Annotated in this window: 12 protein-coding genes; 7 read left to right on the top strand and 5 right to left on the bottom strand. The window is 70.1% G+C overall.

The window, feature by feature from the left end:
• The first annotated feature begins 11 nt into the window (after positions 1–11).
• Positions 12–677 carry a DUF8185 domain-containing protein gene (locus tag AB0P08_RS08145; protein ID WP_259951560.1) on the top strand — a complete coding sequence of 222 codons (666 nt, stop codon included), beginning with the start codon at positions 12–14 and terminating at the stop codon, positions 675–677.
• A gap of 36 nt (positions 678–713) precedes the next feature.
• Here the strand turns inward: AB0P08_RS08145 and AB0P08_RS08140 are convergent, their stop codons facing one another.
• The 4 genes from AB0P08_RS08140 to pepN form a co-directional block, all read right to left on the bottom strand.
• A complete protein-coding gene (locus AB0P08_RS08140) occupies positions 714–2378 on the bottom strand; it encodes an FAD-binding dehydrogenase (RefSeq protein WP_363589262.1) in 1665 nt (554 codons plus the stop codon).
• Complete coding sequence (locus AB0P08_RS08135) at positions 2375–2824, bottom strand: globin (RefSeq protein WP_363589260.1); 450 nt, start codon at positions 2822–2824, stop codon at positions 2375–2377. The genes AB0P08_RS08140 and AB0P08_RS08135 overlap by 4 nt, the downstream gene beginning before the upstream one ends.
• A complete protein-coding gene (locus AB0P08_RS08130; protein WP_363589258.1) occupies positions 2821–3897 on the bottom strand; it encodes a mechanosensitive ion channel family protein in 1077 nt (358 codons plus the stop codon). The genes AB0P08_RS08135 and AB0P08_RS08130 overlap by 4 nt, the downstream gene beginning before the upstream one ends.
• 80 nt (positions 3898–3977) lie before the next feature.
• On the bottom strand, positions 3978–6530 hold the full coding sequence (gene pepN / locus AB0P08_RS08125; RefSeq protein ID WP_363589256.1) for an aminopeptidase N: 2553 nt from the start codon (positions 6528–6530) through the stop codon (positions 3978–3980).
• Positions 6531–6699: 169 nt separating this feature from the next.
• On the opposite strand from pepN, the gene AB0P08_RS08120 reads away from it, so the two are divergent.
• Genes AB0P08_RS08120 through AB0P08_RS08100 form a run of 5 tightly spaced genes read left to right on the top strand, consistent with a single transcriptional unit; the run spans position 6700 to position 11577 of the window.
• A complete protein-coding gene (locus AB0P08_RS08120; protein WP_363589254.1) occupies positions 6700–7884 on the top strand; it encodes a ferrochelatase in 1185 nt (394 codons plus the stop codon).
• A 30-nt stretch (positions 7885–7914) separates the two neighbouring features.
• The gene (locus AB0P08_RS08115; protein ID WP_060922011.1) at positions 7915–8400 is read left to right on the top strand and encodes a ribose-5-phosphate isomerase; all 486 of its coding nucleotides are present in this window, start codon (positions 7915–7917) and stop codon (positions 8398–8400) included.
• A 1-nt stretch (position 8401) separates the two neighbouring features.
• Positions 8402–9400 (top strand): Fpg/Nei family DNA glycosylase, encoded by a 999-nt coding sequence (locus tag AB0P08_RS08110; protein ID WP_363589252.1) that lies wholly within the window; start codon positions 8402–8404, stop codon positions 9398–9400.
• A gap of 42 nt (positions 9401–9442) precedes the next feature.
• Entirely contained in the window at positions 9443–10084 is a 642-nt protein-coding gene (locus tag AB0P08_RS08105) for an FMN-binding negative transcriptional regulator (RefSeq protein WP_363589250.1), read from the top strand.
• The gene (locus AB0P08_RS08100; protein ID WP_363589248.1) at positions 10081–11577 is read left to right on the top strand and encodes an amidohydrolase; all 1497 of its coding nucleotides are present in this window, start codon (positions 10081–10083) and stop codon (positions 11575–11577) included. The genes AB0P08_RS08105 and AB0P08_RS08100 overlap by 4 nt, the downstream gene beginning before the upstream one ends.
• 63 nt (positions 11578–11640) lie before the next feature.
• Here the strand turns inward: AB0P08_RS08100 and AB0P08_RS08095 are convergent, their stop codons facing one another.
• A complete protein-coding gene (locus AB0P08_RS08095; protein ID WP_025103404.1) occupies positions 11641–12126 on the bottom strand; it encodes a Dps family protein in 486 nt (161 codons plus the stop codon).
• A 130-nt stretch (positions 12127–12256) separates the two neighbouring features.
• Here AB0P08_RS08095 and AB0P08_RS08090 point away from each other — a divergent pair, with 130 nt between their 5' ends.
• A complete protein-coding gene (locus tag AB0P08_RS08090; protein ID WP_363589246.1) occupies positions 12257–12793 on the top strand; it encodes a gamma carbonic anhydrase family protein in 537 nt (178 codons plus the stop codon).
• Positions 12794–12806 lie beyond the last annotated feature (13 nt).

The following is a 12806-nucleotide window of genomic DNA, read 5'->3' as shown; positions in this document are numbered from 1 at the left end:
GTTTAGAACGCGTGACCCCTCAGCTCCTGCTCGCCGATCCGGACACGGCGAAGGATGTCCTCACGTTCACGGGCCGCGCGGCCCGGGTGTCCGACGAAGGGGTTCGCCTGCAGGCCCATCACGGCGTCCTGGCGCTCACGACGGCGGTCCTCGCACCTCAGGGGCTCTTCGACCAGACGCCGACGATCCTCGCCATGCGCATCGTCCGTGCCGATCCGGAGCTCGAGTGCGACCTCGTGATCGACGCCCTGAGCCCGACGGACGACCCGCAGCGCCTCGGGCTGCCCGAGACCGCCCTCTCGCCCGCATGGGCCGGCGTCGCGCCCCCGCGGCAGGGCTGGCTCGCGGAGTCCGTCCTGCCCGCCTCCATCATCGCGCAGCGTGCACAGTGGGGCATCTCCGCGGTCGCCCACGGTGCGGGACCGGGGTCGGGTGAGGAGGCCGTGCGCGCGCTTCGTGCGGCCATCTGGGGCGAGCCGGACGACGACCTCGGCGGATTGCCGCGGGGCGTGGCGTTCGCCGCGGACGCGCTGGGCTTCATCTCCGGTGAAGAGGACGTGACCGTCACGCGGTCCGGCCGCTGGACGCGGCTCGCGTTCCGCCGCGGCCACGTCCTCGCACGGGGCCCCGTCGCCACCGGACTGACGGGGGTGCGGGCCACCGGCTCCACAGCCTGACGTGACCGCAGGCAGGACCAGGGGAACAGTGCCGGTTCAGCCGAGGGCAGCCGCCGCGCGTCCCGCCTGACGGCCGGAGAACAGGCACCCGCCGAGGAATGTCCCCTCCAGGGCGCGGTAGCCGTGCGCGCCCCCGCCGCCGAAGCCGCTGGCCTCACCGGCGGCGAAGAGGCCAGGAATCGGTCCGCCGCCTCCGTCCAGGGCACGACCGTCGAGATCCGTGTTGATCCCGCCGAGGGACTTCCTGGTCAGCACGTGCAGCTTGACCGCGATCAGCGGTCCTGCGGAGGGATCCTGCAGCCGGTGCGGCGCCGCGGTGCGGATGAGCTTGTCCCCGCGATAGGCCCGCATCGAGCGCAGCATGCCGATCTGCGCATCCTTGCTGAAGTCGTTCGCCATCTCGCGATCGCGAGCGACCACTTCCCGGCGCACGGCATCGACGTCCAGGAGCTCGCCGCCGGGATGAGCCGCCATCTGCTCCAGCAGCGACTCCAGGTCGTTCTCGACGATGAAGTCCTCGCCCTCGTCGAGGAATGACTGCACCGGTCCCGTCGGCCCCTTCGCGAGGCGGGACTTGAGCAGCAGCGCCACATCCTTGCCGGTGAGGTCGGGGTTCTGCTCACTGCCGGACAGCGCGAACTCCTTCTCCACGATCTGCCGCGAGGTCACGAACCAGGAGTGGTCGTGGCCCGTCCGCCGCAGGTGCTCGAGCGTGCCGAGGGTGTCGAAGCCGGGGAAGAGCGGAACGGGGAGCCGGTGTCCGGTCGCGTCGAGCCACAGCGACGACGGCCCTGGCAGGATGCGGATGCCGTGCTGCGGCCACACCGGGTTCCAGTTCGTGATGCCCTCCACGTAGTGCCACATCCGGTCGCCGTTGATGAGGCGGGCGCCGGCGGTGGCGCTCACGACCTGCATCGAGCCGTCGACATAGGCGGGCACGCCGGAGAGCATGTGCGCCGGGGGAGTGCCGAGGCGCGGGGGCCAGGCCGCGCGGACGAGGTCATGGTTTCCGCCGATGCCGCCCGAGGCCACGATCGTCGCCGTCGCGTCGATCTCGAACGCGCCGATCACATCGCGGGACGACGGGATGCCGCGCGCGGCACCGTCCGACGCCAGCACGCTCCCGCGCGCGCCGGTCACGCGTCCGTCGGTGAGGATGAGCTCCTCGACGCGGTGTCTGGCGAGGACGGTGAGTCGTCCCTCGCGCTCACCCTGCGCGACGGCGGCCGCGAACGGGGCGACGATCCCCGGCCCGGTGCCCCACGTGATGTGGAAGCGAGGGACCGAGTTGCCGGGGCCGAGGGCGCCGTAGCCGCCCCGCTCGGCCCACCCGACCACCGGGAAGAAGCCGACGCCGCGGGAGCGGAGCCACGAGCGCTTCTCACCGGCCGCGAACTGCAGGTAGGCCTCGGCCCAGCGCCGTGGCCACTCGTCCTCGGGTCGGTCGAATCCGGCGGTACCGAACCAGTCCTGGGTCGCGAGCTCGAGCGAGTCGCTGATGCCGAGGCGGCGCTGCTCCGGGGAGTCCACGAGGAACAGCCCGCCGAAGGACCACCACGCCTGCCCGCCGAGGTTCGTGCGGGGCTCCTGGTCGACGATGACGACGCGGCGCCCGGCCTCGAGGGCTTCTGCGGCCGCGACGAGACCCGCCAACCCCCAACCGATCACCAGGACGTCTGCGGTCGGGGGTGTGGTCGTCATGGGTTCTCCGTTGATTCCTGAGGGGAGCGGGTCTCCAGGGTCGTGCGCCCCTGGGGCGCCGTGCCGATGCCGGACGGCTCGAATGTGTTCACCATGGCATAGGCGGCGCGCTCCAGGTAGTCCCAGAGGGTGGTTTCGTGCAACGGGGACAACTGCGCCTCGTCCACGGCGGTGCGCATATGACGAAGCCAACGATCCCGGGCGTCGGGATCGACCCGGAACGGCATATGGCGCATCCGCAGGCGGGGGTGACCGCGAGTCTCGCCGTAGGTCGTCGGCCCGCCCCAGTACTGCTCGAGGAACAGCAGCAGCCGCTCCTCCGCGGGACCGAGGTCTTCCTCCGGGTACATGGGCTTGAGCACGGGATCGAGGGCGACCTCGCGATAGAACACCGAGACGATCTTCGCGAACGTCTCGCGGCCGCCGACCTCGTCGTAGAACGTCACTTGTCTGCACTCCCGTCGCCGCCGGTGTTCTTCTTACGTCGCCAGATGCCGCGGTCCGGGATGACGGGCACCCCGGTGACGGCGTTGGGGCGGGTCTTCGGCGGGTTGGCGCCCCGGACGCGGCGCGCACCCTCCAGTCCGGTGGGCACGACGTCCGCGAGACGCGGCACGTCGATCTCCTTCTCCAGCAGAGCGGCCCGGAGGCGGCGTCGGAGCTCCTGTGCGACGTCGTCCCGCGCGTTCGCCCTGGTCTTGATGACGGCCCGGATGACGAGCGCATCCCCGTCGATGGACTCGAGGCCCCACAGCTCCGGCTTCTCCACGATGCGCGTGCGCCACTTCGGGTCCTTCGCCAGTCCCTGCGCGGTCTCCAGCAGGATGTGCTCGACCTGCTCGAGGTCGGAATCCGGGGCGACGCCGATGTCGACGATCGCCCGCGCCCAGCCCTGTGACATGTTCCCGATGCGGGTGACCTCGCCGTTGCGGACGTACCAGAGCGTCCCGTTCACGTCACGCACCTGCGTCACGCGCACGCTGACGTATTCGACGACGCCGCTCGCCAGCCCGAGGTCGACGACGTCTCCGATGCCGATCTGGTCCTCGGCGACGAGGAAGATCCCGTTCAGGACGTCCTTGACGATGTTCTGGGCGCCGAAACCCAGGCCGGCACCGACCGCTGCGGTGAGGAGGGTGAGCGATCCGAGGAGAGCGTTGTCGATCGCGTTGACGATGAGGATGATCGCGATGATGACGAGCATCACGTTCACGATGTTCTGCAGGATGGTGCCGAGCGTTCGGGTGCGCTGCACGAGGCGCATGTCCGCGAGCGGGGAGCGTTCCAGCGCCTGCGTGTCGTCGACGGCGGCCTTGTTCTTGGCGGTGTCCACGATGCGATGCACGACGCGGGTGATCACCCGGCGCAGCACGAGCGCGATGAGGACGCAGGCGCCGATGATCATCGCGATCTGCAGGAGCTTGCCGCCGACCGTGGTCAGCACGGCGAGCATGTCCTGCACCCACGGCGGGAGTTCGGCGGGCGTCGGCGCGGGGGTCGTCTCGGCGGAAATCAGCATCGTCTCGATGGTACCGAGCGGGCCTCTGCGCCGGCTGGAAGAGCGGCGGCAGAGGCCCGTGTCGTGTCGGTGGCGGAGGGTCAGTCCTCGGCGTCGCGGGACTGCGCTGCGAGAGCGCGCTCCACGTCCGCGAGGTTCTCCAGAACGAGACGGCGCAGCGCGGGCGGCGCGTCCTGGTGCTCGGAGAGCCATCCGCGCGTCGCGTCGCGCAGGGCGACGTCCGCGAGCGCGGTGGGGAAGAGCCCGACGACCAGATACTGGGCGATCTGGTAGGTCCGCGACTCCCACACCGGCAGGAGCATGTCGAAGTACTGCGACACGAAGGCACCGAGCACCTCGGTACCCGCCGGGTGGACGAAACCGAGGGCTGCGGAGCGGACGATCGTGTTCGGGGCGTCGTCGCGCGCGATCAGCGAGTCCCAGGCCTGCTGCTTCGCTGCGGCGTCCGGAAGAGCCGCGCGCGCCTGCGCGGCGAACTCCGCGCCCTTGGCCGTGTTGTCGGCGGCCAGCGCGGCGTCGATGGCACCGGCGTCGGTCGCACCGATCGTCGCAAGGCCGACGAGGAGCTGCCAGCTCAGGTCGGCGTCCACGTCGAGTCCGGGGAGCGTCTCCTCGCCCGAGCGCAGACGGCCGACGATGCCGGCGTGCTCCGGCGTCACCAGGTTGTTCGCGAAGGCGGTGACGAACTGGAGCTGGCTGTCGCTGCCGGCCTCCGCCGACTCGGCGAGCGCCCAGAGACCGTCGGCCACCTTCAGCCGTGCGGTTTCGCGCTCCGCCGGAGCGACGTAGAGCGTCGCGGCCGTCCGCAGCTGCGCGAGCGTGGTCCGGACCGTGGTGGACTCGGTCTCCCGACCGATGTTGCCGAGGACGAGGTCGATGTAGTCGGATGCGGGCGTCTCCGCGTCGCGGGTCTGGTCCCAGGCCGCACCCCACACGAGCGAGCGGGCGAGGGGGTCGTGGATGTCGGCGAGGTGGGCGATCGCGGTCGCGAGCGACTTCTCGTCGAGACGGATCTTCGCGTACGCGAGGTCGTCGTCGTTGAGGAGGATGAGATCGGGGCGAGCCAGGCCCTGGAGCTCGGGCACCTCGGTGCGGTCACCGTCCACGTCCACCTCGATGTGGTGGGTGCGCGTGAGCGCGCCGTCCTGCAGCGAGTAGAAGCCGATGCCGAGACGGTGCGGACGGATGGTCGGGTAGTCGGCCGGAGCCGTCTGAGTGATGGCGAAGCGCGAGATCTTCCCGTTGTCGTCCTCGGCCACGACCGGCTCGAGAGTGTTGACGCCGGCCGTCTCCAGCCACTTCTTGGACCAGGTGCCGAGGTCACGGCCGCTCGTGGCCTCCAGCTCGGACAGCAGGTCGCTGAGCTCGGTGTTACCCCAGGAGTGCTTCTGGAAGTACTGCGAGACACCGGCGAAGAACGCCTCGATGCCGACCCACGCGGCGAGCTGCTTCAGGACGGAGCCGCCCTTGGCGTAGGTGATGCCGTCGAAGTTGACCTGCACGTCCTCGAGGTCGTTGATCTCCGCGACGATCGGGTGGGTCGAGGGGAGCTGGTCCTGGCGGTAGGCCCAGGTCTTCTCCATCGCGTTGAAGGTCGTCCAGGCCTCAGTCCACTCGGTCGCCTCGGCCGTCGCGATGGTGGATGCCCACTCCGCGAACGACTCGTTGAGCCAGAGGTCGTTCCACCACTTCATGGTGACGAGGTCGCCGAACCACATGTGGGCGAGCTCGTGCAGGATCGTCACGACGCGACGCTCCTTGACGGCGTCGGTGACCTTGCTGCGGAAGACGTACGTCTCGGTGAAGGTCACCGCTCCCGCGTTCTCCATCGCGCCGGCGTTGAACTCGGGGACGAAGAGCTGGTCGTACTTGGCGAACGGGTACGGCACGCCGAACTTGGACTCGAAGTAGGCGAAGCCCTGACGGGTCTTCTCGAAGATGTAGTCGGCGTCCAGATGCTGCCAGAGGCTCTTGCGGCCGTAGACGCCGAGCGGGATCACCCGGCCGGACGCGCTGGTGAGCTCCGAGAAGGTGGCCTCGTACGGGCCGGCCACCAGAGCCGTGATGTAGGAGGAGATCCGGGGCGTGGGCTCGAAGCCCCAGGTGGCCGAGACGCCGTCGTCGTGGACGATCGGCTCGGGCGTGGGGGAGTTGGAGACGACCTTCCACTCCGCGGGAGCGGTCACCGTGAACTGGAAGGTGGCCTTGAGGTCGGGCTGCTCGAAGACGGCGAACACGCGACGGGAGTCGGGCACCTCGAACTGCGAGTAGAGGTACACCTCGCCGTCCACCGGGTCGACGAAGCGGTGCAGGCCCTCGCCGGTGTTGGTGTAGAGGCAGTCGGCGTCGACGACGAGGACGTTCTCCTCCTGCAGTCCGGCGAGCGCGATCCGGGAGTCTGCGAAGACCTCGCGCGGGTCGAGCTGCTCTCCGTTGAGCGAGATCTCGCGCACGTCGCGGGCGATGAGGTCGATGAAGGTGAGGCTGTCGGGGGACGCGGAGAAGCGCACGACGCTCCGGGAGCCGAAGACCTCGGCGCCCTTGGTCAGATCGAGGGCGACCTCATAGGAGTGCGTGTCGACGACGTCGCGGCGCTCCTGCGCTTCGGTTCGGGTGAGGTTCTCTCCAGGCAAAGCTGTACTCCCAGGGGTGAGGGGATGTAACCGGGGTCGGCGCAGTTGGCGCCGACGGCAACCATGACAGCCTACGCCAGAGCGACGCGCGCGCCGTCGATCCTCACGGACCGGGGATAGTCACGGTCGTGCGGACGCTCGTCGTCCGCGGAGGTGGGAAGATGGAGGGGTGACCGCGATCGAGCCGAATGTCGTTCCCTTTGCCTCGCCCGCCGCTGCCGGCGGCGACCCCTATGTGACCACGCCCGTCGCCTACGACGCCATCCTCTTGGCGAGCTTCGGCGGCCCGGAGGGTCAGGAGGACGTGATCCCTTTCCTCCGGAACGTGACGCGCGGTCGGGGCATCCCGGATGAGCGTCTGGAGGAGGTCGCCCACCACTACCGTCACTTCGGCGGGGTGAGCCCGATCAACGGCCAGAACCGTGTGCTCAAGGATGCGCTGGAGAAGGCGCTCGTGGCCCGGGGGATCGACCTCCCCGTGTACTGGGGCAACCGCAACTGGGGTCCGTACCTGGAGGACGTGCTGCCCGAGGCGTCCGCGAACGGTCACACCACCCTCCTCGCCTTCGCCACGAGCGCGTACAGCTCGTTCTCCAGCTGCCGCCAGTACCGCGAGGACTTCGCTCGCGTGCTGACGGACACCGGCCTCGGCGAAACGGTCACCATCGACAAGATCCGTCCCTTCTACGACCACCCCGGCTTCGTCGAGGCCTTCGAGGCGGGCGTGCGGGAGTCGGTGCAGGGCTATCTCGACCAGGGCTTCGCGCCGACCGAGATCCAGGTCCTCTTCTCCACGCACAGCATCCCGACGGCCGACGCCGAGCGCTCCGGCGCCCGCGATATCGACTGGGGCGAGGGTGGGGCTTATGCCGCGCAGCACCTCGCCGTGTCGGAGTGGACGATGGAGCAGGTGCGGGCGGCCATCCCGGGAGCCGCTGATGTGCCCTGGGAGCTCGTCTACCAGTCCCGTTCGGGCCCCGCGTCGCAGCCCTGGCTGGAGCCCGATGTCTGCGACGTGATCGCGGAGCTCCCGGCGCGCGGCCGCAAGGCGGTCATCGTGGTCCCCGTAGGCTTCATGAGCGACCACATGGAGGTCCTCTGGGATCTCGACACCGAAGCCGCCGAAGCCGCGGAGGAGGCGGGCCTCGCCTTCGTCCGCACGCCGACGCCCGGTGTCCGCGCGGCGTTCGTGGAGGGCATCGTCGACCTCATCGAGGAGCGCCTGCAGGGTCGCCCGAACGCGGAGCGTCCGCACGTCACCGATCTGCCCGGCGCGTTCGACGTCTGCCGTCCCGGGTGCTGTGAGAACGTGCGCGCGGGGTTCAAGCCCGCGGCGGCCGGCATCGCCCCCTGAGTCGGGACACCGGATCCTAGGATGGAGACCATGCGCATCCACATCGCCACCGATCACGCCGGACTCGAGTTCTCGACCCGGCTGCAGGAGCATCTCCGCGCCGCGGGGCACGAGGTGATCGACCATGGTCCGGTGGAGTACGACGCGCTCGACGACTACCCCGCCTTCTGCATCCGGGCGGCGCAGGCCGTCGTCGTCGATCAGGCGACAGGGGTGCCGGCGCTCGGCGTCGTCTTCGGCGGCTCCGGCAACGGCGAGCAGATCGCGGCGAACAAGGTCGCCGGCGTCCGCGCGGCCCTCGTCTGGAACCTGTCCACGGCCGAGCTCGCGCGCGAGCACAACGACGCGAACGTCATCTCCATCGGAGCTCGCCAGCACACCTACGACGAGGTCACGGCCTTCATCGACCGGTTCATCGCGACGCCGTTCTCGGGCGACGAGCGTCACGTCCGCCGGATCGGCCAGATCGCCGACTTCGAGCGGGACGGCTCGCTCCTCCCGGACCCTCGGGCCTGATATGCCCGAAGGACATTCCGTCCACCGCATCGCGCGGCAGTTCGATCGCAACTTCGTCGGCAAGACGATGAGCGCGTCCAGCCCGCAGGGACGTTTCGCCGAGGGCGCCGCCGTGCTCGACGGGCGCCAGGCCGTGAGCGTGCAGGCCGTCGGCAAGCAGATGTTCCTCGAGGCGGAGGGCGACCTCTGGCTGCGTGTGCACCTCGGCCTCTACGGCGCGTGGGACTTCGCGGGGGAGATCCTCGTCGATCCCACCATCGCGTCGGCCAACGGCCGGATGGGACAGACCAATCAGCGCGGCACCACTCTCGACGAGGCGATCCTCGACGACGCGGGTGAGAACTCCCTCGCCTCGATCGGGGCTCCGCGTCGCGCCAGGGTCCACGTGCGGATGTCCGAGCAGACCAAGGGGCTGACCGACGAGGTCGACGAATGGCCCCCGCCCGTGGTGGGTCAGGTGCGTCTCCGTCTCATGACCGACTTCACCGTGGCCGACCTGCGCGGTCCCACCGCGTGCGTGCTGCAGACGCCGGAGGAGATGCTGGCGACCGTGGCCAAGCTCGGCCCCGATCCGCTCGTCGGCGATCCGGCGGAGAACGAGGAGCGGTTCGTCCGCGCCGTGCGGAAGAAGCCGACCCCGATCGCGCTGCTGCTGATGGACCAGGCGGTCGTCAGCGGCATCGGCAACGTGTACCGCGCCGAGATGCTCTACCGGCAGCGCCTGAACCCGCACACGCCGGGCCGCGACGTCCCGGAGGATGTCGTCAGGGCGCTCTGGCACGACTGGGTGCGGCTGCTGGCCATCGGTGTGGAGACCGGTCAGATGATGACCATGGACGGACTGTCTCCTGAGCAGTACCGCGCCGCGATGGCCAGCCGCGACGACCGCCACTGGGTCTACCACCGCGCCGGCCTGCCGTGCCGGGTGTGCGGGACCGAGATCGCCCTGGAGGAGATCGGCGCCCGCAAGCTGTACTGGTGCCCGCGCTGTCAGGCCTGAGGGCGGGATCCCCGGGGCTTCCGCCGCTCTAGGCTGGGATCCATGCGACAGAATCCGAGCTTCACGCTCGCCGATGTGGCCGAGATCCGCCGCGTCATCGACGCCAACCCGTGGGCGACGGTGGTGAGTGCGCCTGAGGATGGTCTGGTCGCCTCGCACTATGCCGTGCTCCTCGACGACGACCGCGATGATCTGACCGTCGTGGGGCACGTGGGTCGCCCGGACGACGCCATCCACGGTCTCGGGCAGCGGGAGATCCTTCTCGCGTTCCAGGGTCCGCACGGGTATGTCTCCCCGGGCTGGTACGGCGACGTCCCCGCGGTGCCGACCTGGAACTACACCGCGGTGCACCTGTCCTGTGTTCCCGAGATCCTCAGCACCGCGGAGAACCTCCGTGTGCTCGATGCCCTGGTCGCGCGGTTCGAGTCGCGCCTGCCCGACCCGCGCCTGATGTGGGAGCGTCCGAACGACGCGGGCTTCATCGAGAGACTCGAATCCGGAACGGTCGGCTTCCGCCTCACCCCGACGAAGATCGTCGCCAAGCGGAAGCTGAGCCAGAACAAGCCCGCGGAGACCATCGAGGCGGTGATCGCGGCGCTGCACGCCGAAGGGCCGTACGAGAACGCCGCCCTCGCCGCGGAGATGCGTCGTGCACAGGACGCACGGACGGGTGGCGGGGCGTGAGCGCCCTCGGAGTCGAGGTCGGAACGGTCCGTGCCGTCCGCCCCGTGGGTCCGGGGCGGGAGTTCCTGCTGGACGATGAGCCGGTCGACCTCCACCTCGACGACGGACGCATCGTCGACATCGCGCCGACCGGGGCCCTGCCGGCGCGCGGCGAGGTCATCGAAGCGGACGGTGCCTGGGCGGTCCCCGGGCTGTGGGATAACCACGTGCACACCGTGCAGTGGGCTCTGGCGGCGGAGCGCGTGCCCTTGGACGAGGCGGACTCGGCCGCAGCGGCCGCGAGACTGATGCGCGACGCTCCGGTCCTCCCCGACGGAAGACGGATCGGCACGGGGTTCCGGGACGCGCTGTGGCCTGATCGGCCATCCGTGGCCGCGCTCGATGCCGAAACCGGCGTCGTGCCGACCTACCTGATCAACGCGGACGTGCACAGCGTCTGGCTGAACTCGGCGGCCTTGGCGCGCGAGGGCTTCCGCGGGGACGACGGTCTGCTCCGCGAGGAGGACGCGTTCGAGATCTCCCGCCGCCTGAATGCCGTCGACCCCGCCCACAGCGATGAGGCGGTCATCCGTGCGGGGGCGGCGGCCGCAGCGCGTGGCGTGACCGGTCTGGTCGACTTCGACATGGCGTGGAACGCCGATGCCTGGCCGCGACGGATCCTCGCGGGCTTCTCCGCGCAGCGTGTCGAGTTCGCGTTCTATCCGGCGGATCTCGATCGGGCGATCACCGCGGGCCTCCGCACGGGGGAGCGCCTTGGGGTGTCGGATCCGACCGGGCTGGTCGGATCCCTCGTGCGGGTCGGGTCGTTGAAGGTCATCAGCGACGGCTCGCTCGGCACCCGTACCGCGGCCTGCTCACATTCCTACCCCGGCGACCCCGCGAACTACGGGGTGCTGACGGTGCCTCCGGACGAGCTCACGGCGCTGCTGACCACGGCGGCGGGAGCCGGGATCGAGGTCGCCGTGCACGCGATCGGCGATCGCGCCGTGACGGCGGCCCTCGACGCCTTCGGGGCCTCCGGGGCCACGGGATCGATGGAGCATGCGCAACTGGTGCGGCACGCGGATCTGGCTCGATTCGCCCGGCTCGGGGTGCGCGCGAGCGTCCAACCCCAGCATGCGGTGGACGACCGCGACCTGGTCGCGCACCACTGGGCCGGTCAGACGGCCATCGGCTATCCGCTCGCCTCGCTGCGGGCGGCAGGCGCGGAGGTGCGCTTCGGGTCCGACGCGCCGGTCGCCCCGCTCGACCCCTGGCACGCGATCTCCGCGGCCGTCTGGCGGACTGACGACGACCGTGCTGCCTGGCATCCGGAGGAGCGGCTGACGCTGGAGCAGGCGCTCGAAGCGAGTGTCCGCACATCTCTCCGTCCCGGTCAGAGCGCCGACATCGTGATCCTCGGGAGGGATCCTCGCATCGCTGACGCGGCGGGGCTCCGGACGATGCCCGTCACCACGACGCTGCTGGGCGGCCGCCTCACGCACGTCGCCTGAGGCGGCGCGCACACGACGAAGGGCGGCCCCGTATCGGAGCCGCCCTTCGTCGTGAACGTGGTGTCAGGCCGCGATGTGCGACACGAGGAACCAGCGGTCCTTCTCCAGCCCGCGCTGGATCTCGATCGCCACGTCCTGGCTCGTGAGGTCGACCTCGTCGAGGCCCTCCACGGCCGCCTTCACATCGACGAGGATCGCGTCGATGTCGGCGATCACGGCGCGGATCAGCTCGTCCGACTGCGCGAAGCCGGCCGGAACGCCGGTGGCGCCTGCCTTCTCGGCGACGGCGTTCACGCGCGCGTCGATCGGAAGGCCCAGAGCGACGATGCGCTCGGCGGCAGTGTCGGCGAAGTCTCCGGCGTGGGCGACGATCGTGTCGAGCAGCTCGTGCACGCCGACGAAGTTGGCGCCGCGGACGTGCCAGTGCGCCTGCTTGCCGTTGACGGTCAGCGCCTGGAGGCCGAGGACGACGGGGGAGAGGAACTGCGCCGCACCGGCGGCCACAGTCGGGTCGATGGCGGTGGTGGAAACGGTCTGGGCCTTGCTCATCTTCTTGCTCCTCCGAATGAAGTTCTCTGTCTGACGAGTACAACGTTACTCAGGCTCAGGCATTCCGCAAGGAAGCTGAGGCTCCACTCACTTCCGCGTGATTCCGGGGGAGTGAGGGTAGTCTCGCCTCATGAGCATCGCTGCCGGAGCCTCCGTCCTCGCCCTCCCGGATCGCACCCCCGAGCTCGACGACACCGCCTTCGTCGCGGACGGGGCCCGCATCGTCGGCGCGGTGTCCCTCGGAGCCGGCGCCAGCGTCTGGTACAACGCGGTGCTCCGCGGAGACTCCTCGCCGATCGTCATCGGTGCTGGCAGCAACGTGCAGGACAACGTGTCGATCCACGTCGACGCCGGGCATCCCGTCCTCGTCGGGTCACGGGTGTCGATCGGGCACAACGCTGTCGTGCACGGCTGCACGATCGGTGACGGCTCTCTCATCGGGATGGGGGCCGTCGTCCTCAGCGGCGCCGTGATCGGAGAGGGCTGCCTGATCGCCGGCGGTGCCGTCGTGCTCGGTGGGATCGAGGTGCCGCCGGGTTCCCTGGTGGCAGGCGTGCCGGCGAAGGTACGCAGGGCGCTCTCGGACGATGAACGCGCCTCGCTGCTGGCGAACGCCGCGATCTACCTGGAGCATGCGGCCACGCACACGCAGGCGAGCGAGGCGTGAGACCTCGCCCCCA

Origin of the sequence: Microbacterium meiriae (assembly GCF_040686935.1) — a bacterium.
GTDB lineage: Bacteria > Actinomycetota > Actinomycetes > Actinomycetales > Microbacteriaceae > Microbacterium > Microbacterium meiriae.
Note: the sequence above shows the minus strand (reverse complement) of the source record. Positions and strands in the feature narration are given on the sequence as shown.

Excerpts from the sequence above, each read along its gene's own strand:
- AB0P08_RS08140 (WP_363589262.1), bottom strand. The coding sequence starts at position 2,378 with ATGACGACCACACCCCCGACCGCAGACGTCCTGGTGATCGGTTGGGGG.
- AB0P08_RS08130 (WP_363589258.1), bottom strand. The coding sequence starts at position 3,897 with ATGCTGATTTCCGCCGAGACGACCCCCGCGCCGACGCCCGCCGAACTC.
- AB0P08_RS08115 (WP_060922011.1), top strand. The coding sequence starts at position 7,915 with ATGCGCATCCACATCGCCACCGATCACGCCGGACTCGAGTTCTCGACC.
- AB0P08_RS08110 (WP_363589252.1), top strand. The coding sequence starts at position 8,402 with ATGCCCGAAGGACATTCCGTCCACCGCATCGCGCGGCAGTTCGATCGC.
- AB0P08_RS08105 (WP_363589250.1), top strand. The coding sequence starts at position 9,443 with ATGCGACAGAATCCGAGCTTCACGCTCGCCGATGTGGCCGAGATCCGC.
- AB0P08_RS08095 (WP_025103404.1), bottom strand. The coding sequence starts at position 12,126 with ATGAGCAAGGCCCAGACCGTTTCCACCACCGCCATCGACCCGACTGTG.
- AB0P08_RS08090 (WP_363589246.1), top strand. The coding sequence starts at position 12,257 with ATGAGCATCGCTGCCGGAGCCTCCGTCCTCGCCCTCCCGGATCGCACC.